The sequence below is a fragment of the Arthrobacter sp. ATA002 genome (assembly GCF_026898095.1).
GTDB lineage: Bacteria > Actinomycetota > Actinomycetes > Actinomycetales > Micrococcaceae > Arthrobacter_B.
This window is the reverse complement of record NZ_CP114015.1, coordinates 2,802,855-2,827,664: the sequence shown is the minus strand read 5'-3', so window position 1 is coordinate 2,827,664 and position 24,810 is coordinate 2,802,855. Positions and strand designations below refer to the sequence as shown.

Genomic DNA, 24,810 nt, shown 5'->3' with positions numbered 1-24,810 from the left:
AATCTGGGGGTATGACTGAGCAACTCGCCGTAGCGGTCCTCGGGGCCGGCGGCCGCATGGGATCCGAAGCCGTTAAAGCCGTTGAAGCGGCACCCGACCTGAAGCTGGTGGCCGCCCTGGGCCGGGGAGACTCACTCGATACGCTCGTCTCCGCCGGCGCACAGTACGTGGTGGACCTCACCGTTCCCGACAGCACCGAAGCCAACGTCCGCTTCGCCGTCGAACACGGCATGCATGCCGTGGTCGGAACCACCGGCTGGGACGCGGACCGGCTGGACCGTCTGTCGGCTCTGCTCGAAGAGCACCCCGGAACCGCCGTGCTGATTGCCCCGAATTTCGCGCTCGGTTCGGTCCTGGCCTCGGCCTTTGCCGCGAAGGCGGCCCGGTATTTCGAGTCGGTGGAAGTGATCGAGCTGCATCATCCGGACAAGATCGATGCACCTTCGGGCACCGCCGTGCGCACCGCCCAGCTGATCGCCGCGGCCCGCGCCGAAGCAGGCACTGACCCTTCCCCGGATGCCACCGCCACGGAAATTCCCGGCGCCCGCGGTGCCGACGTCGAGGGCGTCCGCGTCCACTCCGTCCGGCTGCGCGGCTTGGTGGCACACCAGGAGGTGCTGTTCGGCGGCGCCGGCGAACAGCTCACCATCCGCCACGACTCTTTTGACCGGGCGTCCTTCATGCCCGGTGTCCTGCTGGGACTGCGCGAAGCCGCCGCCCATCCGGGCCTGACCGTCGGACTCGACGGCTACCTCAACCTGAACGCCTAAGGAACACGTTGTCTTTTTTACCGGGCTTTTCCGAAACAAAGCCAAGATCGGCGTCCTGCTGATCACCCTGCTGCTGGTGTTTTACATGCTGGTGGTCGTCCAGCGCGGCTGGACCCTGCTGACGGGGAACGACGGATTGACTGCCAACGCGCTGGGCGCGGCGTACCTGGTGCTGCCGGTTGTGGGGGCCTGGGCCCTGATCCGCGAACTGCAGTTCGGCGGACGCACCGAGAAAATGGCGCACATCCTCGCCGATGAGGGTGGATTGCCGGTGGACGACCTGCCGCGGACGCCCGGCGGCCGGATCATCCGGGAAGCCGCCGACGCGCAGTTCCCGCAGTATCAGGCCGAGGTTGAGGCCGCGCCGGACTCCTGGCGCGCTTGGTTCCGGCTCTCCTGCGCGTACGACGCCGCGGGGGACCGTAAGCGCGCCCGGTCCGCCATGCGCCGGGCCGGCAAGCTCTACTCCGCCTAAGGCTGCCAGCCGCTGGCTTATTTTCCGCTCAGCGAGCCGTGCCGGGCCAGCTGTGAGGCACCATGCATCAGTGTCTCCAGCGGACCGCGCGAGCCGAACCGGGTGAAGGCGATGCCGAGGCCGGCAGCAACCACGGCAGAGATCCAGAACAGCCACACCGGCTCCGGCGGCACCGGCTGCGCATCCGTGACCGACATGATCCAGACATGGATGCTGTACAGGGTCAGCGTCATGGCTCCCGCCGCCGAGAGGGGCAGCAGCAGGTTGGGCCGCGCCCGGGTCAGCAGCAGGCACACGCCGACGACGGCAGCGGCAGTTCCGGCCGTATGCAGCAGGTCCAGCGGGGTGCCCGAATGCGGCCCGCTCACTGCCAGCCACCACCAGGAGCCGGTCTGCTCCACCCCGGCGAGGTTGACCTCCATCATGCGGGCCAGCGGCCAGATGCGCCCGGACTCCGTGGCGAGCAGAGCTTCAAAGCCTCCCCGGTCCACCAGCAGGTAATAGCTCAGGAACTTGGCTCCCGCGGCAGCCGTGATGCCTGCGGCCACCAGACCAGCCTGGGCGGGAACATCCTGCAGGCGGAGCCGCCCGATGACCAGCCCGATCAGGAGGTAGCTCAGCCACTGCACCACCGGATAAAAGCCGGTGAAAAAGACATCCGCCAGCAGGGTTCCGGGCGTCAGGAAAGCTTCCCAGCTGACATTGGAGTCCAACGTTGACGGTTCCACCGCGGAAGAGAGCCAGGGCCGGATCAGATAGGCCAGGACCGGGGAGAGCAGCAGCCAGACACCGGCCCACAGCGCGAGCCGGGGCAGCCGCATGCCCACGAAGGGCAGCGCCAGCAGGAACAGGACGCCGTAGTGGAACAGGATGACGGCAATGGTCGTGTCCAGGCCGCCGAGAACCAGGCCGGTGAGGGCGATAATCACGGCCCGGACGGCGATGCCGCGCCGGTCTGCGGTCAGGGCGGTGCCGGAGCGCGGCTGGCTGCCGCCGGTAAGCAGCGCCAGGCCGATGCCCGCCACCACGGCAAACAGCGCGGAGGAGCGCCCCGATAAGACGAGGCCGGTCCAGGAGGGATTCCCCGTCTGCTCGTCGTAAAGAGGAAAAATGTGGGTCGCCATCATGCCCAAAAGCGCTATGCCCCGGGCTGCATCGATGCCCGTCAACCGCCGTCCGATCATGAACCGATCGTCTCACAGCACACGCCGCCGCCGCGCGGCGCTTTCCGGTTCCCGGCGAAGCCGCGGCCGCGTTGTCCCAACGGTGCAGGGAACGGGTAACGTTTTACCCATGGCTGATTCTGATATTCGCGCACTTCCGTTTGGGACCCTCGTCACCGCCATGGTGACACCGTTCACCGAGGATGGAGCCGTGGACTTCGACGCCACGGCAAGCCTCGCCAACAAGCTGGTGGAGGACGGTTGTGACGGCCTGGTGGTCTCCGGAACCACGGGCGAAACCTCCACCCTGGAGGACAGCGAAAAGGAAGACCTGTTCCGGGTCGTGGCCGAGACCGTGGGCGGCCGCGCCAAGGTTATCGCCGGCACGGGGACCAACCACACCTCCCATTCGGTGGAAATGGCCCGCCGTGCCCTGCGCGCCGGCGCCGACGCGCAGCTGGTCGTGACGCCGTATTACAACAAGCCGACCCAGGCCGGCGTGGTGGCGCACTTCGAAGCAGTCGCCGCTGCCACGGACCTGCCGATCATGGTCTACGACATTCCCGGCCGCGCCGGCATCGCAATTTCCACGGACACCATGGTCCGCCTTGCGAATATCCCGGCCGTCATGGCACTGAAGGACGCCAAGGCGGACTTCGCGGCGATCACGCAGGTCCTGGCCAACACCACCCTCGACGTGTATGCCGGCGACGACGGACTGACCCTGCCGTGGATGGCCGCCGGTGCCGTGGGCGTGGTCAGCGTTTCGGCCCACGTGGCCACGGCGCAGTTCCGTGCGCTGGTGGATGCCGCGGCGGCGGGGGACTTCGCCACCGCACGGCGGATCCATTTCGAACTGGACCCGGTGGTGCGCGCCGTCATGACCCACATCCCCGGCGCGGTCTCCGCCAAGCAGATCCTCAAGCTGCAGGGCACCATTCCCGGTGCTGCCGTCCGGCTTCCGCTGGTGGCGCCCGACGCCGTCGAAATGGAAACGGTCCTGACCGACCTGGCCGAGGCAGGCTGGGACTTCTCCCGGACCCTTTCGGAAGGCAAGGCATAAAGCACCATGACTGAAACCGCAGTTCCCGCGCTCAGCGCTCCGCCGGCCCTGCAGGAGGGAACGCTCCGGATTGTCCCCCTTGGCGGACTCGGCGAGATCGGCCGTAACATGGCCGTCTTCGAAATCGACGGCAAGCTGCTGATCGTGGACTGCGGCGTCCTCTTTCCCGAGGAAACCCAGCCCGGCGTGGACCTGATCCTGCCGGACTTCTCCTATATCGAGGACCGGCTCGACGACGTCGTGGGCGTGGTGCTGACCCACGGCCACGAAGACCACATCGGTGCAGTGCCGTACCTGCTGCGGCTGAAGAACGACATTCCCCTGATCGGCTCACAGCTGACTCTGGCCCTGATCGAAGCCAAACTGCAGGAACACCGGATCAAGCCGTTCACCTTTACGGTCACCGAGGGCCAGGTGGAGCAGTTCGGGCCCTTCGAATGCGAGTTCGTGGCCGTGAACCATTCCATTCCCGATGCCCTGGCCGTGTTTATCCGCACCGCCGCCGGCACCGTGCTCCACACCGGCGACTTCAAAATGGACCAGCTGCCCCTTGACGGGCGCATCACGGACCTGCGCGCCTTCGCCCGGCTCGGCGAAGAGGGCGTGGACCTGTACATGGCCGACTCGACCAACGCCGACGTTCCCGGTTTTACTACGGCCGAGCGGGAAATCGGCCCGGTGCTGGAAACCCTCTTCGGGAAGGTGAGCAAGCGCATCATCGTTGCGTCCTTCTCCTCCCACATCCACCGCGTGCAGCAGGTGCTGGACGCCGCGGCGGCGCACAACCGCAAGGTGTGCTTCGTGGGCCGTTCCATGGTGCGCAACATGGCCATTGCCGAGAAGCTCGGATACCTGAACGTGCCCGAGGGCATCCTGGTGGACCTGAAAAACGTGGACGACATGCCCGATGACCGGCTCGTGCTGATGTCCACCGGTTCCCAGGGCGAGCCGATGGCGGCATTGTCGCGCATGGCCAACGGCGACCATCGGATCCGGATTGGGCAGGGCGACACGGTCATCCTCGCTTCCTCCCTGATTCCCGGCAACGAGAATGCCGTTTTCCGCGTGATCAACGGGCTGATGAAGCTCGGCGCCGATGTGGTGCACAAGGGCAACGCCAAAATCCATGTCTCAGGGCATGCCTCGGCCGGAGAACTGCTGTACACGTACAACATTCTGCAGCCGAAGAACGCCATGCCCGTGCACGGAGAAACCCGGCACCTGATCGCCAACGGCAAGCTGGCCGAGGCCACCGGCGTTCCGGCGCAGAACGTGATCCTGGCCGACGACGGCACCGTGGTGGATCTGCGCGATGGAAAGGCCCGCGTGGTTGGCTCCGTCGAGTGCGGATTCGTTTACGTGGACGGCTCCAGCGTCGGGGAAATCACCGACACCGACCTCAAGGACCGGGTCATCCTCGGCGAAGAGGGCTTCATCTCGGTCATTACCGTGGTCAACCGCAGCACCGGAACGATCGTGTCCGGCCCGGAAATCCACGCGCGCGGCTTCGCTGAAGACGACGCCGTCTTTGATGAGATCAAGCCCCGGATCAGCAAGGCCCTGGAAGAAGCGGTCACGTCGAACAAGGACCACACCACCTATCAGCTGCAGCAGGTGGTCCGCCGGGTGGTCGGCACCTGGGTGAACCGGCGCCTGCGCCGGCGCCCGATGATCGTTCCGGTGGTCCTCGAAGCGTAGGCGGGCGCTGGGCAGCTCAAGGACAGCAGCAGGACAGGTACCCCAGGGCCGGGCAGGACGCGTAAATCCGCGGCTTGCCCGGCCGCATCGGGTACCGTGGAGGCTATGGCCACTCGTACTTCCCCTGCCGCACGCGGCGCTGCTTCCGGCCGGAGCACCAGCCGGAACACCGGGGGCACCACAGGAAAATCCGCCGGCAAAACACAGCCGCGGGGCAAGGCCACCGGACGCTCCGGTGCCGGCGGCACGGCACAGGCCGACGCCGAGCAGGTACCGCTGCCGCTGCGCGCAGTCCAGGGCGCGTGGATGGGGATGGCCCGGCTGGCGGGTGCAGGCATCCGCAAACTGGGAGCCGACGTCGTTCCCGACCGGGACGTCCGCCGCGACGGAACCGGATTCTTCCTCATCCTGACCGCCCTTGCCGTGGCTACGGTCGAGTGGTGGGCCCTGCGCGGCCCGGTTGCCGACATCATCCATGCGGGGGCAGCCGGCACCTTCGGCTGGATGGCCGTCGTCGTTCCCTTCATGCTCCTCACCGGCGCGGTCCGGCTGTTCCGTTATCCCGAACGGCACCACGCCAACAGCCGCATCAGCATCGGCCTGGTCCTGGTCCTTTTCGCCGGATCGGGCATCACCCACATTGTCGGCGGCTCGCCCGCCCTCTCCGACGGCTTCGACCGGCTCTGGGCGTCCGGCGGCATCGTCGGTTTCCTGGTGGCCGGACCGCTGTCCGCGGCACTGACCCCGTGGCCCGTGGCCATCCTGCTGGGGTTCCTGGTGTTCGTTGGTCTGCTGATCATTACGGCCACCCCGTTCCGCCACATCCCGATGCGCCTGCGCGCCCTTTACGAGCACCTGATGGGCCAGGACCTGGCCCCGGACGATCCCGAAGCCCACGACCAGAGCTACCTGTACGAGCGGGACCAGCGCCCGGCGAAGGCGCAGAAAACGCGGAAGACGCCGAAAAAGAAGGGGCGGATGTTCGGCCGCAACGCCGAATCGGGGGAGGACCTTCCCGCCGAGGGCTTTGCCGGCGACGAAGCCTTTGAGCGTGCCGTCCTGGCGGATGACGACGAAGCCGCGGATGCCTCCGGCGCTTCCGATGTGCCCGCGGTGCCCGAACCGGCCATCCCGCCGGGCGTGCGGCGGCCCACCCGGTCCGAGCTTGCCACGCAGAAGATCCGCCGTGCCCAGGGCCTGCCGGCCGGCGGGTTCGACGGCGCCGAGCCGCCCACCGAGGCCATCGCCATGGTTCCCGAAGCCGGTGCGGCGCTTGGCGCCCCCGGCGGGCTGCCCGCGGCCCCTGCCGTGCCTCCGGTTCCCGCGCGGACGGTCAAGAACCTCACGCCCGCCACCCCCATCCCGCAGCGCACGGAACAGCTCCAGCTCTCCGGCGATGTGACCTACACGCTGCCGCCGTCCGAGTTCCTGCCGGCCGGACCGCCGGCGAAGGAACGCTCCGAGGCCAATGACGCCGTGGTTGATGCGCTGACCAACACGCTGGACCAGTTCAAGGTCGAAGCCCACGTCACCGGTTTCAGCCGCGGCCCCACGGTGACGCGCTACGAAATCGAGCTTTCCCCTGGCACCAAGGTGGAGCGGGTCACCGCACTGTCCAAGAACATTTCCTACGCCGTGGCCTCCTCGGACGTGCGCATCCTGTCGCCCATCCCGGGGAAAAGTGCCATTGGCATCGAGATTCCCAACGCGGACAAGGAAGTCGTCGCCCTGGGCGATGTGCTGCGCTCCAATGCCGCCCGCAAGACCGAGCATCCCATGGTCATGGGCGTGGGCAAGGACGTCGAAGGCGGCTTCGTCGTCGCGAACCTGGCCAAGATGCCGCACCTGCTGGTGGCCGGTGCGACCGGTGCCGGTAAGTCCTCGTTCGTGAACTCCATGATCACGTCCATCCTGATGCGCTCCACCCCGGATGAGGTCCGCATGGTGATGGTGGACCCCAAGCGCGTGGAACTGACCGCGTACGAGGGCGTGCCGCACCTGATCACACCGATCATCACCAATCCGAAGAAGGCCGCCGAGGCGCTGCAGTGGGTGGTCCGGGAAATGGACACCCGGTACGATGACCTGGCCAACTTCGGCTTCAAGCACATCGATGACTTCAACAAGGCCGTCAAACTGGGCAAGGTCGTTCCGCCGGCCGGCTCCAAGCGGGTCGTAAGGGCCTATCCGTACCTGCTGGTGATCGTTGACGAGCTCGCCGACCTGATGATGGTCGCCCCCCGCGACGTCGAAGATTCCATCGTCCGCATCACACAGCTCGCCCGCGCCGCCGGCATCCATCTGGTCCTGGCCACCCAGCGGCCCTCCGTCGACGTCGTGACGGGCCTGATCAAGGCCAACGTGCCGTCGCGCATGGCGTTTGCGACGTCGTCGGTCACCGACTCCCGGGTGGTCCTGGACCAGCCCGGCGCCGAAAAGCTGCTGGGCCAGGGCGATGCCCTGTTCCTGCCGATGGGCGCCAACAAGCCCATCCGTGTCCAGGGCGCCTGGGTGACCGAATCGGAAATCCACCGCGTGGTCGAGCACGTCAAGGGCCAGCTGGGCGCCGTTTACCGCGACGACGTAACGGTGTCCGCCCCCAAGAAGCAGATCGAAGACGACATCGGCGACGACATGGACCTGCTGCTGCAGGCCACCGAGCTGGTGGTCACCACGCAGTTCGGTTCCACGTCCATGCTCCAGCGCAAGCTGCGCGTCGGTTTCGCCAAGGCCGGGCGTCTCATGGACCTGCTCGAGTCCCGTGGCGTCGTCGGGCCCTCCGAGGGCTCCAAAGCCCGCGACGTCATGGTTAAGCCGGATGATTTGGCTGCCACGCTGGCCGCAATCAGCGGGGGAGAAGCGGCCAACGGTCCCGGCGCGGCCGAGACCGCGGCGCTGGCGGAGAACGCGAACGTCAACCACGGCTTAGACCCCGAAGGTCCGGCGGACCTCGTGGCACAGGACCTGGAGGGCCGCAGGCAGGCCACCGAGTATTACGACGGCGACGCCGAAAACGGAGAAGAGGGGTCCGAGGACGCCTGGAACTTAACCGGGCGGTGATTCCCGCTAGGCTGGAACTGTGAGCAACTCTTCTTCCGGGAATGTCCCCGTCCTGAACATCGCCAACGTCTTGACGGTCATCAGGATCCTGATGGTTCCGCTGTTCATCTGGCTGCTGCTGTCAGACGACGGCCGGGACGGAATGTACCGCTGGCTTGCCGTGGCGACCTTCGCCGTCGCGATCTACACGGACAAGCTCGACGGCGACCTCGCCCGCAGCCGCGGCCTCATCACCGATTTCGGCAAGATCGCGGACCCCATCGCGGACAAGCTGCTGATTGGATCAGCCCTGGTGATGCTCTCCGCGCTGGGCGAGCTGTGGTGGTGGGTAACCATCGTGATTCTGGCCCGGGAAATCGGCATCACCCTGCTGCGTTTCGTCGTCATCCGGTACGGCGTCATGGCGGCGTCCCGCGGCGGCAAGCTCAAGACCGTGGTCCAGACCTTCGCGATCTTCCTGTTCCTGCTGCCGCTGGCCACCTGGCTTGGCAGCTGGGCCTGGTGGATCAGCGCCGTCGTCATGGCTGCTGCGCTGGTGATCACGGTGGTCACCGGGATCGACTACATCATCCAGGCGGTTAAACTTCGCCGCAGCGCGCTGCAGAATCCGGGCGGCCGGTGACTTTTGCCGGAAGCGGCGGCGCGCAGGAAGTTGTTTCCGCGGCGGCCGCAGCCGGGCTGACCGTGGCGACCGCGGAGTCTCTGACTGCCGGGCTGGTCGCCGCCGAGCTTGGTGCCGTCCCCGGAGCATCCGCGGTGCTCCTCGGGGGAGTGGTCGCGTATGCCAACACTGTGAAGAAAAATGTCCTGGGGGTCGACGGCGGCCTGCTGGCTGCTGCGGGATCCGTCGACGCGGAGGTGGCCCGGCAGATGGCCTGCGGCGCCCGGCGGGTCCTCGCAGCGGACATTGGAGTGGCGACCACCGGGGCCGCAGGTCCGGAACCCCATGACGGCAAGCCTGTGGGCTGCGTGTTTATCGCCGTGGCGGCACCGGAGCAGACCCTGGTCCGGGAATTTTCCTTTTCGGGGGACCGGGCAGCCATCCGCCGGCAGGCCTGTGACGAAGCACTGGTACTGCTGGCCGGGGTCCTCGCGGACAGAGCCTGACCGGACCGCAGGAACGCGTGGACGGCACCGGGAACAAATCACGGTGACGCTCAGTTGTTAGTATCAGGAACCACCAAGGTTTCCGGACTACGATCTTTAGATAGCTGCGGTACAACCGCAGCCGGACCACATAAGGAGCAGGACGATACAGATGGTTAAGCAACCCGTATCCGTGAACGGCGTTATTCGCTGGCGGGATGTAGGGTTAGCGGAAGATGCACGCCGGGAGCCAAAGGAGCGCAAAATGGTTGTTCTTCGTCATGAAATTGGCGACGTACTGCGCGATGTCCGTCAGCGCCAGGGTCGTACCCTGCGCGAGGTCTCGCACAGCGCACGCGTTTCGCTCGGCTACCTCAGCGAGGTGGAGCGGGGCCAGAAGGAAGCCTCCTCGGAACTTCTCTCCTCAATCTGCACCGCGCTGGATGTGCCCCTGTCTCTGATGCTTCGTGAGGTCAGCGACCGGGTGGCGAGCGCAGAAGGCATCGCCATACCCGACACCGTCCCATCCGAGTTCTCGCGCGAGTTTGCCCGTGAATTTCCGGATGACATGGCGCGGGACCTGGCCCGCACACCGTAGACCTACATCGGGCATGCCGCCGCATCAAAGACGGCCTGCCTCCGCACGATAAAAAGACCCCGCCGGCAACGGCGGGGTCTTTGCTGTGCCGATAGTTCCCCTGAATGCTTCCCGTGTCAGTGCTTCCCGACGGCCGGGCACCCGTGCCCAGCACCCGGCCGATCCGCACCGGGCCGGGCCCGCCGGCCGGGTCAGCGCTCCCGCGCGTAGGACGCGTTGAGCTTTGTCAGCAGCGAGCCCAGCTGCACCAGCTCCTCATCCTCCCAACCCTCCAGCAGCGTGCGGAACAGATCCTTGCGGGCGGCCTGGGTGCGGGCCAGCGCCTGCGACCCGGCCGGGGTCAGCGAAATGGTCTGTGCCCGCCCGTCCTGGGGGTCCGCATGCTTTTGGACGAGGCCCAGGCTCTCCAGCATGACGATCTGCCGGCTGATGGACGGCTTGCCGATGCCGATGTTCGCGGCGATATCGGTCAGGCGCATCGCCTCCTGCTGCTGCAGCAGAAGCAGCAGTCCGTAGGCCGCCGGCTCCATGTCCGGGTGTACCTCCCGGGCCACCTTGTGCGAATTCGACCGTGCCCGGCGCCACAGCACGGACAGGGCATGTTCCAGGGTTTCGATGGCGGCTTCGTGGTGCCGGGGGGAAGGGGAGGATGCCTGGTCGGTCATGGTTCCATTCTAGGGTCCGGCCGCGGCAGCGCCGGCGAAAAGCTGTGTCTGCCCTGCGCAGGGCGTTTCCAGCGGCGTGCGGTGGCCTGCCGGCTGCGGACCGCGCGGGCGTGAGAGGATTAAGCGATGCGACTTAGTGATTTCTGGCGGCTGATGGACGATGAGTTCGGTGCGGCCTACTCCCGGGTGCTGGCCAATGACCTGGTGCTGGGCTCGCTCGGCGGCAGGACGGCGGCCGAGGCGCTGGGCGGCGGAATTGAACCCAAAGCCGTGTGGCTGGCAGTGTGCGACGTTCAGGACGTTCCGCCCGAACGCCGCCTGGGCCGTGATATTCCGCCCAAGAAGTAGTCCGGCGGATAACGAAAAGGGGACACGCCGGTGACCGGGATTCGAATATCTGTTCGGGTGCGGATATGCTCCTACACAAGGGCTACACGACCGCGAAACCATCCCCGATATCCCCACGGCAGCCCGTTCGGCCGTTTTGTCAGTGCCGCCGCATATGGTCGTAGGTGAGCAGGACAACCGGCCTTCGGGCCATGAATAACTCCAACAACCGAGGTGAAGAATGGCAGCAGCAGTCGACCGCGCAAAGGCTCTTGAAGCAGCGCTGGCCCAGATCGATAAGCAGTACGGCAAGGGCTCGATCATGCGGCTCGGAGATGAGGTCCGTGCTCCGGCGGAAACCATATCGACCAGTTCGATCGCCCTTGACCTCGCCCTGGGCATCGGTGGACTTCCCCGCGGCCGCGTGGTGGAGATCTACGGTCCGGAATCCTCGGGTAAGACCACCCTGGCGCTTCATGTCGTCGCCAATGCACAGAAGAGCGGCGGAATCGCCGCATTCATTGACGCCGAGCACGCCCTGGACCCGGTGTACGCCGCCCGTCTCGGTGTGGACACTGACTCGCTCCTGGTGTCCCAGCCGGATACCGGTGAGCAGGCGCTGGAAATCATGGACATGCTGATTGGTTCCGGTTCCGTCGATGTGGTGGTCATCGACTCCGTGGCGGCGCTGGTTCCGCGGGCGGAAATCGAAGGCGACATGGGCGACAGCCACGTGGGCCTTCAGGCCCGGCTCATGAGCCAGGCACTAAGGAAGATCGCCGGGCGCCTGAGCCACACCAACACCACCGCCATCTTCATCAACCAGCTCCGCGAGAAGATCGGCGTGATGTTCGGCAGCCCCGAAACCACCACCGGCGGCAAGGCCCTGAAGTTCTACGCCTCCGTGCGCATTGATGTGCGCCGGATCGAAACGCTCAAGGAGGGTACGGTCCCGGTCGGTAACCGAACCCGTGCCAAGATCGTGAAGAACAAGATGGCCCCGCCCTTCAAGCAGGCTGAATTCGACATCATCTACGGAACGGGCATCAGCCGCGAAGGCGGGCTGATTGACATGGGCGTGGAGCACGGCTTCGTCAAGAAGTCCGGCGCCTGGTTCACTTACGACGGCGACCAGCTGGGCCAGGGCAAGGAGAATGCCCGCAAGTTCCTGCGGGACAACCCGGAGCTAACCGATGAGCTGGAGCGCCGCCTGCGGGAGAAGCTTGGCATCGACGGTCCCGCCGAAGAAGCTCCGGGCGAACCGAAGCTCAAGGCCGTTCCGAAGAACGCCTAGGCACCATGGAGCAGCAGGACAGCGGGTTTCACGGTGCGGAAAGTTCATCCGGGAAACCCGCTGCCGAGCCAGCGGCGGAGCTGGACCGCGATCCGTACGGGACGGCGCGCACCATTGTCCTGCGGCAGCTGACCAGCGCTCCGAAAAGCCGCCGCCAACTTGCGGTGAAACTGGCCGAGAAGGACATCCCCGGCGAGGTGATTGAGGCGGTGCTGGACCGCTTCGAAGAGGTCCAGCTCGTGGACGACGCCGAATTCGCACGCATGTGGGTGGCCAGCAGGTCCCGGTCAAAGTCGCTCGCCCGAAGTGCGCTCAAACGTGAACTCTCGGAGAAGGGCATTACCGGAGACCGCGCGGAGGAAGCGCTCGAACAGGTGAGCGACGACGACGAACTGGAAGCGGCCCGCGCGCTGGCCGGCCGCAGGCTGCAGCGCTCCGCCGACCTGACCGACCGCGCCGCCCGTGACAAGCAGGCCCGGCGTCTCGTGGCGATGCTCGCCCGCAAGGGCTACTCGCCGTCGATCGGCTACCGGGTTGTCAACGAGGTGATCGGTGACGTGCTCGACCGGCAGCCGGAGGACGACTGGTAGGACCGTAGGGATATTCCGGACTGTGCCGTAGGCTAAACCCCGATGTTGACTATGTTGCTGCAGGGGAAGAAGTTCTCTTTCGTTTCGATGGGGTCCGTGGTGCTGACCGGAGTGCTGGCCGCCGCGGTCCTCACCGCTGTGCCCGCTAGCGCCGCTGACTTCCCGTCCTGGGACGAGGTGGAGCAGGCCAAGCAGAGTGTGGAAGCAACAGAGAAGCAGGCCGCCGAAATCGAGGCGCTCCTGGGCGAAGTGTCCGCGGACGCCGGACGGCTGGGCAACGCTGCCGTGCGGGCGACGGCGGACCATCAGCGGGCTGCGTCCGAGGCGGAAGCTGCCAGCCGGACCCTCGATGTTCTTTCCGTGCAACGGGCCGAAGCCGCCGCCGCGGCCGGAGAGCTCACTGAGCAAATGGGCGCACTGGCGGCCCAGACCTACAAAACCGGCGGAGTGGATTCCAGTCTGCTGATGCTTCTGGACGCAGACGCCGCGGTGGATGCCATGGACCGGATTACCACGCTGCAGGGGATTAGCGGGCGCACCGACAAACTTCGGGCCGACGCCTCGGCGGCCGCCAATGTGCTGCGGAGCCTTGAAGAACGCGAGGCCGCGGCAGCCGAAACGCGGGATGAAGCCGCAGCTGAATCGCTGCAGCTTGCGCGTGGCGCCCAGGCAGCGGCGGCCGCGGCCGATGCTGCGGTGCGCGGGCACGGGGAACAGAGCGCCGTCCTGCTCGGGCAGCTGGCCGTCCTCCGGGACAGCAGCGCGGAGCTGGAAGAGGAGCGGCTGCGCGGGCTGCAGGCGGAGGAGGACTACCAGCGGCAGCAGGCGGCGCGCGAAGCGGAAGAGGCCGCCCGGGAAGCTGACCGGCAGAAGGACCAGGACTCGGAGGACCGCGGCGGATTGACTCCGCCGCCGCTGCCGGGAGGGCCCGCTCCGGTGATTAATCCCACACCGGCTCCTAAATTACCAGCGCCCCCACCTGTAACACCCGTTCCTCCTGCACCCCCTGCCCCAAAGCTCCCACCCGGACCGGCGCCCGCTCCCGTCGATGATCCTGCCGGCGCCCAGGCCTACGCAGCCGGCCGGTTGGCAGCCTTTGGCTGGGGTCCGGACCAGCAGCGCTGCCTGGTCAACCTGTGGCAGCGTGAGTCCGGTTGGCGGACCAGCGCCAACAATCCCTTCAGCGGCGCCTACGGCATTCCGCAGTCTCTGCCCGGCGACAAGATGGCCACTGCCGGCGCCGACTGGCGGACGAATTACCGTACGCAGATCGAGTGGGGCCTGGGATACATTGCTGCGCGCTACGGCAGTCCCTGCGCGGCGTGGCAGCACTCCGAAGACAAGAACTGGTATTAGCAAAACGTGGCATTAAAGCCGGGATCGACATGGCTGTCAACGGCATTGTTATGTAGCTGAAACGCCGGCCAGAATTCGCCGGTAGGGTCTCGGTCCTATGACTTCCTTCCACAAGAGCGCCCCCGGGCGACGCGAATACACCCTGGAACGCCGGCGCTCCCGCCGCGTCCGCCGGCTCCGCGTCGGTGCCGTTGCTGTTGCCGGATCGCTGGCCTTCTTTGGTGTCGCCGGTGCCTCCATGCAAAGTGAGGACCTGCGCGCCGGTCTCGTAAGCCTGGCGTCACCGATAACAGGAACGGGCACCGGCGACACCGCTGCTGAAGCCGCGGCCCCCGGCACCGCGGCGGCCGATGACGGGGAAGGCCAGGCTCAGGGCGGGTCGGCACCGGAAGATGCCGCAGCGGCAAAGGCCGCGGAAGACGGTCTGGCCGCCGAAGAAGAGCGTGCGGCTGAAGAAACCCGCGCTGCGGAGGCGGCCGTGGCTGAGGAAACACGGGTGGCCGAAGAGGCTGCCGCTGCAGCCCGGGCCGCCGAAGAGCAGGCCCGGCTGGCAGCGGAGCGGGAAGCGGCGGCACAGGCGGCCGCAGATGCCGATGCCGCCGCGCGGGCGGCCGAGGAAGCTGCGGCTGCTGAGGCAGCCGCAGCGGCGGTGCCCGTGGATGATCCCGCCGGGGCGAAGGCCTACGCCGCCTCCGCCCTCGCCGGCCATGGATGGGCCGCAACGGAAATGACCTGCCTGAACACGCTCTGGGAGAAGGAATCCAACTGGATGACCAGTGCCATGAACGCCAGCAGCGGCGCCTACGGGATCGTGCAGTCGCTTCCGGCCGAGAAGATGGCATCAGCGGGTTCGGATTACCTGACCAGTTACAAGACTCAGATCAACTGGGGCCTTGGCTATATCGAGTCCCGTTACGGAAGCCCCTGCGGGGCGCTGAACTTCCACTACGCCAACAACTGGTACTAGACCGCAGGTAACTGGTTCTAATCCGAAAGGAACTGCTACTACGCCGCAGGACAGGACGGAACCAGCCGGATTATCCCGGCCGGTTCCGTCCTTTCGCGTGTCCCGGACTCCGCCGGGTGGTGTCCGCGGTGTCCGAAGCCCCCGGCCCGCCCGGTGGTGTTTGGCATCCCGGTCCGCCCGGTGCCGCACTGTGTGCGCTGCCGGCTGACTGGGCCGTAGCTATTGCATTAGTGTGCGTGACACACCATAGTGTTACCTATGGATGATGACCTGATCGGCGGACACCTGCAGGAACTGCGCCGCGGAACCGTGGTGCTGGCCTGCCTGTCCATCCTTAGGCACCCGGGCTACGGCTACGGGCTCCTCGAGGACCTGAACCGGGCCGGGCTTGCCGTCGAAGCCAACACCCTCTATCCGCTGCTGCGCCGCTTGGAGAAACAGGGCCTGCTGACCAGTTCCTGGAACACCGAAGAGGCGCGGCCGCGGAAGTTCTACACGACCAGCCGGCAGGGCCTGGAACTGCTGGATCTGCTGCTGAAGGACTGGAACAGCCTGCATGCCTCCATCTGCCAGCTCAATGAAGGAACGGGATCATGAACACCCTCACTGACCGCTACGTTTTTGCAGCTCTGAGCTCCATTCCCGAGCAGCAGCGCGGTGACATTGACCGGGAGCTGCGCGCCTCCATCGCCGACGCCGTCGACGCGCGGCTTGACGCGGGCGAACCGCCCGCCGACGCCGAGAACGCCGTGCTGGCGGAATTTGGTGATCCGCAGCGGCTGGCGGCCCGCTACGCTGACCGCCCGCTGTACCTGATCGGCCCCGAACTCTATCCGGACTGGCGTCGGATACTGAGAATCCTGCTGCTGACCGTGGTGCCGCTGGCCTTTGTCGCTGCCACCCTCGTCCGGATGGCCAGCGACCCCGAAGACCCTGCCGCTGCCTTCGGCGCTGCGATCAGCGCCTCCATCACTGCACTGGTGCAGGTCACTTTCTGGGTGACTCTCGCTTTCGCGGTCATCCAGCGCACCGGAACCGGACGCAAAGAGGGCCTGAAGCAGTGGACACCCGGAATGCTGCCGCAGATCCAGCGCCACAGCGGAATTTCGCTTAGTGACACGATTGCCGCGGTCATTGTGCTGGCGTTCTTTATCGGTCTCCTGCTCTGGCAGCGGGTCGGTTCGCTGTTCTATCTGGACGGTGAACCGGTGCTGGTCCTGCAGGAACAGCTGTGGAATTTCTGGCTGCCCTGCATCATCGTCCTGCTGACGCTGGAAGCTGTGTTCGCCGTCGTCGTCTATGCGGCCGGCCGCTGGACGTATGCCCTGGCCGCCGTGAACGCTGCCCTGGCGCTGCTGTTCACGGTTCCGGTCCTGTGGCTGCTCGCCAATGAGCGGGTCTTCGACTGGTCCTTCCTGTCCAACGTCGACTGGGGAGCGGCCGCCGCCAACTGGATCGGGACGGTCACTGCGGCAGCCGTGGCGGTCGCCGGCCTGTGGACCATCGTCGACGGGTTCCGGAAAGCACGGAAAACCGCAGGGCAGGCCGCGCCGCCGCAGCAGGCGTCCCGGTAAGACCGTGGGGCGGCGCCGGAAAACCACCGGCTCCGCCCCACGGCGGGTACCCTAGGAAGGTGAGTTTGACTGTAGCTACCCCTGCCCCCGCCGAGCACCCGCAGCACCCGCGCACCTATCAGGTCCGGACCTTCGGATGCCAAATGAACGTCCACGATTCGGAGCGTATTTCCGGCCTGCTGGAAAACGCCGGATATGTCCCTGCGGAGGAGGACGACGCCGACGTCGTTGTCTTCAACACCTGCGCGGTGCGCGAAAATGCGGACAACAAGCTCTACGGCAACCTGGGCATGCTGGCCCATGTGAAGGAAACGCGCCCCGGGATGCAGATCGCCGTGGGCGGCTGCCTGGCGCAGAAGGACCGCGACACCATCCAGCGGAAAGCACCGTGGGTGGACGCCGTCTTCGGCACCCACAACATCGGCTCGCTGCCGGCCCTGCTGGAACGGGCCCGCCACAATGACGAGGCTCAGCTGGAAATCCTGGAATCCCTCGACGTGTTCCCGTCCACGCTGCCCACCAAACGGGACTCCGTGTACGCCGGCTGGGTCTCGATTTCCGTGGGCTGCAACAACACCTGCACGTTCTGCATCGTGCCCTCGCTGCGGGGCAAGGAACGCGACCGGCGGCCCGGCGAAATCCTCGCGGAGATCCAGGCCCTGGTGGACGACGGCGCCATTGAGGTTACGCTGCTGGGGCAGAACGTGAACTCCTACGGGGTGGAATTTGGCGACCGCGGAGCGTTCGCCAAGCTGCTGCGCGCCTGCGGAAACATCGAGGGACTGGAGCGGGTACGCTTCACCAGCCCGCACCCGGCGGCCTTTACCCAGGACGTCATTGACGCCATGGCGGAAACCCCGAATGTCATGCCGCAGTTGCACATGCCGCTGCAGTCCGGCTCGGACAAGGTCCTCAAGGACATGCGCCGGTCCTACCGTTCCAAGAAATTCCTCGGCATCCTGGACAGCGTCCGCGAACGGATGCCCCACGCAGCCATCTCCACCGACATCATCGTCGGCTTCCCCGGGAGACCGAGGAGGACTTCGCCGCCACGCTCGACGTCGTGGAGAAGTCCCGCTTTGCCACCGCCTTTACCTTCCAGTATTCCAAGCGCCCGGGCACTCCCGCCGCCGACCTGCCGGACCAGCTCCCCAAGGCCGTCGTCCAGGAGCGGTTCGAGCGGTTGACCGCGCTCCAGGACCGGATCGCCGCCGAAGAGAACGCCAAGCAGGTCGGCACCACGGTGGAAGTTATGGTCACTGCCGGCTCGGGCCGCAAGTCCGAGGAGACCGGCCGGCTGTCCGGACGTTCCCGCGACCAGCGCCTCGTACACTTCTCGGTTCCCGAGGGCTGCGAAGTACCCCGCCCGGGAGACCTGGTCACGGTTCCCGTCACCTCGGCCGCAGCGTTCCACCTCGTGTCGGATCCGGCGACGGCCGCGGACTACTCGTTGCGCCGGTCACGCGCCGGAGACGCCTGGGACCGGTCGCAGGCTGAGTCCTGCGGCGTGCCGTCCCCAGCCGCCGGGGGCGGGAAACCCGGGGTGTCTCTGGGCATGCCGTCCCTTCCTCCCCGCTCCTAACCGGCATGGACCCTGCGCGTCCCCCTCATGCCGTGCACGGCACTGATTCCGCCGGACACCCTGCCGAGACAGGCGAGGGGGATCCGGTCCGTCCGGTCATCGCCGTCGTGGGGCCGACAGGTTCCGGCAAATCGGATCTGGGCGTCTCCCTGGCCCTGGCGCTCGGCGGTGAAGTCATCAATGCCGACGCCATGCAGTTCTACCGGGGCATGGACATCGGCACCGCGAAAATCAGTGTGGCCGAACGCCGGGGCGTTCCGCACCACCTGCTGGACATCATGGACGTCACCGAGGAAGCCAGTGTCTCCCGGTTCCAGGAGCAGGCCCGCACCCTGATCGCGCAGATCCGTTCCCGCGGCCGCTATCCGATCCTCGTGGGCGGTTCCGGACTCTACGTTCGGGCCGCACTGGATGTCCTGGAATTCCCCGGCACGGATCCGGCGCTGCGGGCCGCACTTGAGCGCGAATTGGAAGAAACGGGCCTGGACGCGCTGCGGCTGCGGCTGCGCGCGGTGGATCCGGTGTCGGCCGACCGTCTCGGTGACGGACGGCGGGTGGTGCGGGCCCTTGAAGTCCACGGGCTCACGGGACGGCCCTTCAGCTCCTTCATGCCCGCCCGCGAGTACTTCCAGCCCGCGGTCCAGCTGGGATTGACCGTGGAACGGCCCCTGCTGCACCGGCGCCTGGCCGAACGGGTGGAAAAAATGGTGGGCCAGGGCCTGCTGGCCGAAGTGGAAATGCTGGCGGACCGCGGCCTGCGCGAGGGCCGGACAGCGGGGCGCGCCCTGGGCTATGCGCAGTTCCTGCGGGTGCTCGACGGCGCATCGACCGTTCCGGCGGCTGCAGAGGAAACAGTGGTGGCCACCCGGCAGTTCGCCCGCCGGCAGCTGACCTGGTTCCGGGCCGACCCGAGGATCACCTGGCTGGACTGGAACGATCCCGATCTGACCGCCCGTGCCGCCGCCGCTATCCTTGAACAGTGAACACAACACTCTCCGCCCCTCTGCCCGAATCCGGATTGTCAGCCTCCGGCCTGCCCGCATCCCTGGCCGGCCTGGCCTTCACCAAAGGCCACGGCACCGGTAATGACTTCGTGCTGATTGCCGATCCCGGCGGAGAGCGCGTGCTGACTGCCGCCGACGTGGCCGCCGTCTGCGACCGGCACCGCGGCATCGGCGCGGACGGCTTCATCCGGGCCGTCCGTTCAGCCCGCCTGCCCGAGGGGCAGGCCCTGCTGCAGAGCGACCCCGGCGCCGAATGGTTCATGGATTACTACAACTCGGACGGCAGCGTCTCGGAAATGTGCGGCAACGGCGTCCGGGTCTTTGCCCACTTCCTGCTCACGGAAGGCCTCGTACAGCTGGCTGAGGGGGAAACCCTGACCATCGGCACCCGCGCCGGCACCAAGACCGTCACCCGGGTGGAAAGCGGCTACGCCGTGGACATGGGCCCGTGGGAATTTATCCATCCCGACCACGCGGCAGCCAAGGCCATGGATGCGGTGGTCAACGCCGACGGGCTGGAGGTTCCGCGTCCGGGCCTGTCCGTCAGCATGGGAAACCCGCACACCGTGGTGGCACTGGCTGAACTGGCCGAACTCGCGGCGACCAATCTCACGGTTGCTCCGTCGGTGCAGCCCGAACCGGAAAACGGCACCAACGTGGAATTCGTTGTCCCCGCCGATCCGCTGGTCGTTGACGGGGTGGGCCTGGTGACGATGCGCGTGCATGAACGCGGCGTGGGGGAGACCCTGTCCTGCGGCACCGGAGCCTGTGCGGCCGCCGCGGCCACCCGCTTCTGGGCCGGCCGCGACGCTCCAAACGAATGGGCTGTCACGGTGCCCGGCGGCGTCGTCGGCGTCCGTTTCCTGACCGCTGAAGACGGCCGCGAACACGTGGAGCTCAGTGGACCGGCAGTCCTGGTGGCTCGGGGTGCGTTCCTGTAGGCCCAGGCGGCATCAGCGGCCGCGTTCGGCGTGCCGGCGGGCGCTTCGGCACCCGGAATAAAGCGCCCGGGGAGGCGGTTGGACAAAGCATGGAAGAAAAATAACGACAGTTTTCGGCGGCTAGCCTTCGCCGGCGTTCCGTTGGACCTTAAGGATCCGGAAGGACTTGGCAGTGCTGTGGCGGGACACGGAGAAGCCGCCGCCGAGCTGATCCGCCATCCATTTTTGCAGCGAGTCCGCTCCCAGGTTTTTCTGGACCACCAGCCATGCGGTTCCTTTAGGGGCCAGCCGCGGCAGCCACAGCAGCAGCAGGGCGTGCAGTTCGTCCTTGCCGATGCGGATGGGCGGGTTGGACCAGATGGTGTCAAAGCGCAGGTTGGGATCCACCTCCTCGGGCCGGGACGCTGTCACGTTGTCCAGGCCCAGGGCCGCGGCGTTGTCCCGGGTGAGGCCCAGGCACCGCTCATTGACGTCCACGGCGAAGACTCTGGCGTTCGGAGACCTGAGCGCCATGGTCAGGGCGACCGGTCCCCAGCCGCAGCCAACATCGAGCAGGTTGCCGGTGGAGGAGGGGCCGGAACCTCGTCCAGCAGAATCACGGTTCCCTTGTCGATGGCGTCGGGACTGAAGATTCCGCCCGAGGTGACAAGGGTCCGCTCGCGGCCGTCGAGTGTGACGTGAAGCGGCCGGCGGACCTCGGGGGCCGAGGGCTGTGAACTGAAGTAATGGTCTGAACCCATAACAACCCAGAATAGTGGGTCTGTGGCAGGCAGCAGAAACCGGATGGGAACGGCGGGAAGATCGCACCCCAAATGTCCGTGCACTGACTTACCATGGAGAACACGCCTTATAAGGAGAATATGACGATCAACAATTCCCGTCCTGGCACGTCCGGTACTGCCCAGCCCAACACGGAGCTGAGCCCGGGGGACATCCAGGGGGTCATTGACAGGATCCTCGCCAAGGAAAGCGCCGCCGAGGCCAAAACGGCCGGTGGCAACGCGCCGCGCGGCAGGGCACAGGCACTGTCCGACGACGCCGGGCGCTCATCGCACGACGGCGACCAGGAAGATCTGGCCGACCGGCACGCGCTGCGGCGTGTGGCAGGTCTGTCGACCGAACTGGAAGATGTTACCGAAGTTGAATACCGCCAGCTGCGGCTGGAGCGCGTTGTCCTCGCCGGCCTGTGGAGCGAAGGCACAGCGGCCGAAGCAGAAAACTCCCTGCAGGAACTCGCTGCCCTTGCCGAGACGGCGGGATCCGAAGTACTCGACGGCATCATCCAGCGGCGCCTGAAGCCTGACCCGGGGACGTTCCTGGGATCGGGCAAAGCCCAGGAGCTGAAGGACATTGTGATGGCGACCGGTGCGGACACGGTCATTGTGGACAGCGAGCTGGCCCCGTCCCAGCGCCGCGGCCTGGAAGACATTGTCAAGGTCAAGGTCATCGACCGGACTGCGCTGATCCTGGACATCTTTGCCCAGCATGCCAAGTCCCGCGAGGGCAAGGCACAGGTCGAGCTGGCGCAGCTCGAATACCTGCTGCCGCGCCTGCGCGGCTGGGGCGAATCAATGTCCCGCCAGGCCGGCGGCCAGGTCGGCAGCGCCAGCGCCGGCATGGGTTCGCGCGGTCCCGGTGAAACCAAGATCGAACTGGACCGCCGGAAAATCCGTACCCGCATGGCGAAACTGCGCCGTGAAATCGCCGGCATGAAGCCGGCCCGGGAAACCAAGCGGGCCAACCGGCAGCGGAACGAAGTCCCCTCGGTGGCCATTGCCGGCTACACCAACGCCGGCAAGTCGTCCCTGCTCAACCGGCTTACGGATGCCGGCGTCCTGGTGGAGAACGCCCTGTTCGCCACCCTGGACCCCACCATCCGCAAGGCGCAGACCGAAGACGGGATCGGCTACACGCTGGCGGACACGGTGGGTTTCGTCCGGTCGCTGCCCACCCAGCTGGTGGAAGCGTTCCGGTCCACGCTCGAGGAGGTCGCCGACGCGGATTTGATTCTGCACGTGGTGGATGCCTCGCACCCGGATCCTGAGGGCCAGATCGCCGCCGTGCGTTCCGTCCTGACCGATGTGGACGCCCGCAGGATCCCGGAGATCATTGTCCTGAACAAGGCCGACGCCGCTGATCCGTTTGTCCTGGAACGGCTGCGCCAGAAGGAACGCCGCCACGTGGTGGTCTCCGCCCGTACGGGCCAGGGCATGGATCAGCTGCTGCAGGCCATTTCCGACGGCATTCCCCGGCCCGGCGTGGACATGCATCTTCTGGTTCCGTACGACCGCGGCGACATTGTCTCCCGGCTGCACAGCTCGGATACGGAGATCCTGTCCCTGGAGCACTCCGAGGCAGGAACCCGCCTGCACGTCATGGTCCGCGAGGGTCTTGCAGCTGAACTGGAGTTCTTCGCCACCGATGAGTAAAGACACCACCGGCGAAGTCCTGGAACTGCTGGACACCGCCGTCGCCGGCATGGGCGGGCAAAACCGCCCGGGCCAGCACGAAATGGCCCGCCAGGTCACGCAGGCCATCGACGAAGGACAGCACCTGCTGGTGCAGGCCGGCACTGGCACCGGCAAGTCGCTGGCCTATCTGGTGCCGCTGATCCACCACGCGCTGGACAGCACTAAACCAACGCTGGTCTCCACCGCCACGCTGGCCCTGCAGTCCCAGATTGTGGGCCGGGACCTGCCGCGGCTGCTGAAGACGCTGAAGCCCAAGCTGCCGCGGGACGTGGACGTGGCGCTGCTGAAGGGCCGCAGCAACTACGTCTGCCTGCACAAGACCGGCGGGGGATTCCCGGAGGAGGAAGATCCCGCCGCCGCCCTGTTCACCCTCGGCGAGGACCGCGCCGTGGGGCATCCCGCGCCGGCGCCCACCTCCGCCATGGGACGGGAAGTGGTGCGGCTGCGCGAGTGGGCCGACGAGACCGACACCGGGGACCGCGACGACCTCGTTCCCGGGGTGAGCGACAAAGCCTGGCGGCAGGTTTCGGTGACCTCCATGGAGTGCCTCGGCGCCCAAAAATGCCCGGTAGCCGCCGAGTGCTTCAGTGAACGGGCGCGTGCGCAGGCTGCCGTGGCCGACGTCGTCATCACCAACCATGCAATGCTTGCCATCGCCGCCTTCGAGGGACTGGCCGTGCTGCCGGACTATGACGTGGTGGTCATTGACGAAGCCCACGAACTGCAGGACCGCGTCACCGGCGCCGTGACGGGCCAGCTGTCCGGGACGGTGATTTCCGCCGCCGTAACGGCCGCGCGCAAGCACACCTCGGCCAGCGTCGAGGAGCTGGCGCAGGCAGGGCGGATCTTCGACCAGTCTCTGGAAGGTCTCCCGTCGGGGCTGCTGGCCAGCGGACTGAACGAAGAACAGGGGCAGGCGGTGGGCCGCGTCCGAGAGGCCTGCCGTGTGGCCCTTTCCGACTCCAAACCGGAGCCCGGCGAAACCGCCGACGGCGGCCGCCAGACGGCCAGGTCCCGGCTGATGGCGGTGCTGGGCATCTGTGAGCGGCTGCTTTCCGCTCCCGACGCCGGCGAAGTGATCTGGGCGTCGCGCCCCAGCACCTTTTCACCGTCCGGCGGTTATTCCCCGCCTGATGAGACCGCTCCGGCCACCCTGAACGTTGCGCCGCTGTCAGTAGCCGGGCGGCTGCGGGAAGGGTTGTTTGACGGGCACACGGTGGTCCTGACCTCGGCGACCCTTGCGATTGGTGCCGAATTCGGTCCGGTCGCCGGCGCCCTGGGGCTTTTGGGCCCCGGAGCTCCGTCCTGGACAGGCACCGACGTTGGCAGCCCCTTCGACTATCCGCGCCAGGGCGTGCTGTATGTGGCCAAGGACTTGCCCAAACCTGAACGGGGCACCTCGGAGGCGCAGCTGGACGAGATTGAGGCGCTCCTGAAGGCGTCCAACGGTGGAGCACTCGGGCTGTTTTCCTCACGCCGGGCCGCGGAGGAGGCCACCGATGCCATGCGGTCGCGGGTGGACTTTCCGATTCTTTGCCAGGGGGAGTCCTCCATGTCCTCGCTCGTGCAGCAGTTTTCCGAGGAACCCGACACCTGCCTGTTCGGTACGATGTCCCTGTGGCAGGGCGTCGATGTGCCCGGTACCGCATGCCGGCTGGTGCTTATCGACCGGATTCCCTTCCCGCGCCCGGACGACCCGCTGATGACTGCCCGCACCCGGGCAGTGGCCAAGGCCGGCGGCAACGGTTTCATGTCCGTGGCCGCAACCCATGCCGCTGTCCGGCTGGCACAGGGAGCCGGGCGGCTGATCCGTTCCGCCGGTGACCGCGGGGTTGTGGCCATTTTGGATTCCCGGATGGCGACGGCCCGCTACGGCAGCTTCCTGCGGGCGGCGCTGCCCCCGTTCTGGTCCACGACAGACCGCTCCGTTGTCCTGTCGGTGCTGGGCCGCCTGGCGGAGCAGTCCGCGGCCGGGGAGAACACTTCGGCGCCGCGCAAGTAGCAGCTTGGGTCCGGAGCTTCCATAAAACCCGGCGGACCGTCCTGCAGTTGTCCAGCGGGTGCGCACCGCCGGCGGCCGGGTATCCACCGACGGGAAACGCGCACCGCCGGCAGCAACGCTCACC

Annotated in this window: 21 protein-coding genes and 2 pseudogenes; 20 read left to right on the top strand and 3 right to left on the bottom strand. The window is 66.9% G+C overall.

The features are described 5' to 3' along the window. Positions 1–11: 11 nt before the first annotated feature. Together dapB and OL239_RS14005 are read left to right on the top strand one after the other, a co-directional pair. Entirely contained in the window at positions 12–770 is a 759-nt protein-coding gene (dapB, locus tag OL239_RS14010; RefSeq protein ID WP_268909436.1) for a 4-hydroxy-tetrahydrodipicolinate reductase, read from the top strand. Positions 771–855: 85 nt separating this feature from the next. Further along, complete coding sequence (locus OL239_RS14005; protein WP_268909435.1) at positions 856–1,245, top strand: hypothetical protein; 390 nt, start codon at positions 856–858, stop codon at positions 1,243–1,245. 17 nt (positions 1,246–1,262) lie between these two features. Here the strand turns inward: OL239_RS14005 and OL239_RS14000 are convergent, their stop codons facing one another. Continuing rightward, positions 1,263–2,429, bottom strand: a complete 1,167-nt coding sequence (locus OL239_RS14000) for a heparan-alpha-glucosaminide N-acetyltransferase domain-containing protein (protein WP_268909434.1) — start codon at positions 2,427–2,429, stop codon at positions 1,263–1,265. 109 nt (positions 2,430–2,538) lie between these two features. Between OL239_RS14000 and dapA the strand changes: the two genes are divergently transcribed. The 6 genes from dapA (at position 2,539) to OL239_RS13970 (ending at position 9,913) form a co-directional block, all read left to right on the top strand. Further along, positions 2,539–3,471 carry a 4-hydroxy-tetrahydrodipicolinate synthase gene (dapA, locus tag OL239_RS13995; RefSeq protein ID WP_268909433.1) on the top strand — a complete coding sequence of 311 codons (933 nt, stop codon included), beginning with the start codon at positions 2,539–2,541 and terminating at the stop codon, positions 3,469–3,471. A gap of 6 nt (positions 3,472–3,477) precedes the next feature. Then, the gene (locus OL239_RS13990; RefSeq protein WP_268909432.1) at positions 3,478–5,169 is read left to right on the top strand and encodes a ribonuclease J; all 1,692 of its coding nucleotides are present in this window, start codon (positions 3,478–3,480) and stop codon (positions 5,167–5,169) included. Between the two features lie 105 nt (positions 5,170–5,274). After that, a complete protein-coding gene (locus OL239_RS13985) occupies positions 5,275–8,229 on the top strand; it encodes an FtsK/SpoIIIE family DNA translocase (RefSeq protein ID WP_268909431.1) in 2,955 nt (984 codons plus the stop codon). A 19-nt stretch (positions 8,230–8,248) separates the two neighbouring features. After that, the gene (pgsA, locus tag OL239_RS13980; protein ID WP_268909430.1) at positions 8,249–8,851 is read left to right on the top strand and encodes a CDP-diacylglycerol--glycerol-3-phosphate 3-phosphatidyltransferase; all 603 of its coding nucleotides are present in this window, start codon (positions 8,249–8,251) and stop codon (positions 8,849–8,851) included. Beyond that, positions 8,848–9,336 carry a CinA family protein gene (locus OL239_RS13975; RefSeq protein ID WP_268909429.1) on the top strand — a complete coding sequence of 163 codons (489 nt, stop codon included), beginning with the start codon at positions 8,848–8,850 and terminating at the stop codon, positions 9,334–9,336. Before pgsA ends, OL239_RS13975 begins: the two co-directional genes overlap by 4 nt. Before the next feature lie 151 nt (positions 9,337–9,487). Next, positions 9,488–9,913 (top strand): helix-turn-helix domain-containing protein, encoded by a 426-nt coding sequence (locus tag OL239_RS13970; RefSeq protein ID WP_329609235.1) that lies wholly within the window; start codon positions 9,488–9,490, stop codon positions 9,911–9,913. Positions 9,914–10,104: 191 nt separating this feature from the next. On the opposite strand, the gene OL239_RS13965 is transcribed toward OL239_RS13970, so the two are convergent. Further along, a complete protein-coding gene (locus OL239_RS13965; protein ID WP_268909428.1) occupies positions 10,105–10,578 on the bottom strand; it encodes a MarR family winged helix-turn-helix transcriptional regulator in 474 nt (157 codons plus the stop codon). 126 nt (positions 10,579–10,704) lie between these two features. Between OL239_RS13965 and OL239_RS13960 the strand changes: the two genes are divergently transcribed. From OL239_RS13960 to dapF, 10 genes and pseudogenes are all read left to right on the top strand, one after another. Further along, the gene (locus OL239_RS13960; protein ID WP_268909427.1) at positions 10,705–10,926 is read left to right on the top strand and encodes a DUF3046 domain-containing protein; all 222 of its coding nucleotides are present in this window, start codon (positions 10,705–10,707) and stop codon (positions 10,924–10,926) included. A 220-nt stretch (positions 10,927–11,146) separates the two neighbouring features. Further along, complete coding sequence (recA, locus tag OL239_RS13955) at positions 11,147–12,199, top strand: recombinase RecA (protein WP_268909426.1); 1,053 nt, start codon at positions 11,147–11,149, stop codon at positions 12,197–12,199. 5 nt (positions 12,200–12,204) lie between these two features. Continuing rightward, positions 12,205–12,789: a regulatory protein RecX gene (locus tag OL239_RS13950; RefSeq protein WP_268909425.1), complete on the top strand. Its 585-nt coding sequence runs from the start codon at positions 12,205–12,207 to the stop codon at positions 12,787–12,789. Between the two features lie 42 nt (positions 12,790–12,831). Beyond that, positions 12,832–14,145, top strand: a complete 1,314-nt coding sequence (locus OL239_RS13945; protein ID WP_268909424.1) for a lytic transglycosylase domain-containing protein — start codon at positions 12,832–12,834, stop codon at positions 14,143–14,145. 97 nt (positions 14,146–14,242) lie between these two features. Then, positions 14,243–15,112, top strand: coding sequence for a hypothetical protein (locus tag OL239_RS13940; RefSeq protein WP_268909423.1), 870 nt, complete (start codon positions 14,243–14,245; stop codon positions 15,110–15,112). A gap of 258 nt (positions 15,113–15,370) precedes the next feature. Then, positions 15,371–15,709 carry a PadR family transcriptional regulator gene (locus OL239_RS13935; RefSeq protein ID WP_268909422.1) on the top strand — a complete coding sequence of 113 codons (339 nt, stop codon included), beginning with the start codon at positions 15,371–15,373 and terminating at the stop codon, positions 15,707–15,709. Next, the gene (locus OL239_RS13930) at positions 15,706–16,686 is read left to right on the top strand and encodes a permease prefix domain 1-containing protein (RefSeq protein ID WP_268909421.1); all 981 of its coding nucleotides are present in this window, start codon (positions 15,706–15,708) and stop codon (positions 16,684–16,686) included. Before OL239_RS13935 ends, OL239_RS13930 begins: the two co-directional genes overlap by 4 nt. 143 nt (positions 16,687–16,829) lie before the next feature. Then, positions 16,830–18,268: pseudogene (gene miaB / locus OL239_RS13925) on the top strand (tRNA (N6-isopentenyl adenosine(37)-C2)-methylthiotransferase MiaB). A gap of 32 nt (positions 18,269–18,300) precedes the next feature. Beyond that, positions 18,301–19,251: a tRNA (adenosine(37)-N6)-dimethylallyltransferase MiaA gene (gene miaA, locus OL239_RS13920; protein ID WP_268909420.1), complete on the top strand. Its 951-nt coding sequence runs from the start codon at positions 18,301–18,303 to the stop codon at positions 19,249–19,251. A gap of 20 nt (positions 19,252–19,271) precedes the next feature. Then, complete coding sequence (gene dapF, locus OL239_RS13915; RefSeq protein ID WP_268911770.1) at positions 19,272–20,213, top strand: diaminopimelate epimerase; 942 nt, start codon at positions 19,272–19,274, stop codon at positions 20,211–20,213. A 120-nt stretch (positions 20,214–20,333) separates the two neighbouring features. Here the strand turns inward: dapF and OL239_RS13910 are convergent. Beyond that, positions 20,334–20,953: pseudogene (locus tag OL239_RS13910) on the bottom strand (class I SAM-dependent methyltransferase). Positions 20,954–21,073: 120 nt separating this feature from the next. Between OL239_RS13910 and hflX the strand changes: the two are divergent. Together hflX and OL239_RS13900 are read left to right on the top strand one after the other, a co-directional pair. Continuing rightward, complete coding sequence (gene hflX / locus OL239_RS13905) at positions 21,074–22,642, top strand: GTPase HflX (RefSeq protein ID WP_268909419.1); 1,569 nt, start codon at positions 21,074–21,076, stop codon at positions 22,640–22,642. Then, positions 22,635–24,686 carry an ATP-dependent DNA helicase gene (locus OL239_RS13900; RefSeq protein WP_268909418.1) on the top strand — a complete coding sequence of 684 codons (2,052 nt, stop codon included), beginning with the start codon at positions 22,635–22,637 and terminating at the stop codon, positions 24,684–24,686. The genes hflX and OL239_RS13900 overlap by 8 nt, the downstream gene beginning before the upstream one ends. Positions 24,687–24,810: the final 124 nt, after the last annotated feature.

What these genes read in the sequence shown, in the direction of transcription:
- dapA (WP_268909433.1), top strand. Translation starts at nt 2,539, where the DNA reads ATGGCTGATTCTGATATTCGCGCACTTCCGTTTGGGACCCTCGTCACC.
- OL239_RS13990 (WP_268909432.1), top strand. Translation starts at nt 3,478, where the DNA reads ATGACTGAAACCGCAGTTCCCGCGCTCAGCGCTCCGCCGGCCCTGCAG.
- OL239_RS13940 (WP_268909423.1), top strand. Translation starts at nt 14,243, where the DNA reads ATGACTTCCTTCCACAAGAGCGCCCCCGGGCGACGCGAATACACCCTG.
- OL239_RS13935 (WP_268909422.1), top strand. Translation starts at nt 15,371, where the DNA reads ATGGATGATGACCTGATCGGCGGACACCTGCAGGAACTGCGCCGCGGA.
- hflX (WP_268909419.1), top strand. Translation starts at nt 21,074, where the DNA reads ATGACGATCAACAATTCCCGTCCTGGCACGTCCGGTACTGCCCAGCCC.
- OL239_RS14005 (WP_268909435.1), top strand. Translation starts at nt 856, where the DNA reads ATGCTGGTGGTCGTCCAGCGCGGCTGGACCCTGCTGACGGGGAACGAC.
- recA (WP_268909426.1), top strand. Translation starts at nt 11,147, where the DNA reads ATGGCAGCAGCAGTCGACCGCGCAAAGGCTCTTGAAGCAGCGCTGGCC.
- OL239_RS13985 (WP_268909431.1), top strand. Translation starts at nt 5,275, where the DNA reads ATGGCCACTCGTACTTCCCCTGCCGCACGCGGCGCTGCTTCCGGCCGG.
- OL239_RS14000 (WP_268909434.1), bottom strand. Translation starts at nt 2,429, where the DNA reads ATGATCGGACGGCGGTTGACGGGCATCGATGCAGCCCGGGGCATAGCG.
- OL239_RS13970 (WP_329609235.1), top strand. Translation starts at nt 9,488, where the DNA reads ATGGTTAAGCAACCCGTATCCGTGAACGGCGTTATTCGCTGGCGGGAT.
- OL239_RS13945 (WP_268909424.1), top strand. Translation starts at nt 12,832, where the DNA reads ATGTTGACTATGTTGCTGCAGGGGAAGAAGTTCTCTTTCGTTTCGATG.
- OL239_RS13950 (WP_268909425.1), top strand. Translation starts at nt 12,205, where the DNA reads ATGGAGCAGCAGGACAGCGGGTTTCACGGTGCGGAAAGTTCATCCGGG.
- OL239_RS13960 (WP_268909427.1), top strand. Translation starts at nt 10,705, where the DNA reads ATGCGACTTAGTGATTTCTGGCGGCTGATGGACGATGAGTTCGGTGCG.
- OL239_RS13965 (WP_268909428.1), bottom strand. Translation starts at nt 10,578, where the DNA reads ATGACCGACCAGGCATCCTCCCCTTCCCCCCGGCACCACGAAGCCGCC.
- OL239_RS13930 (WP_268909421.1), top strand. Translation starts at nt 15,706, where the DNA reads ATGAACACCCTCACTGACCGCTACGTTTTTGCAGCTCTGAGCTCCATT.
- dapB (WP_268909436.1), top strand. Translation starts at nt 12, where the DNA reads ATGACTGAGCAACTCGCCGTAGCGGTCCTCGGGGCCGGCGGCCGCATG.
- OL239_RS13900 (WP_268909418.1), top strand. Translation starts at nt 22,635, where the DNA reads ATGAGTAAAGACACCACCGGCGAAGTCCTGGAACTGCTGGACACCGCC.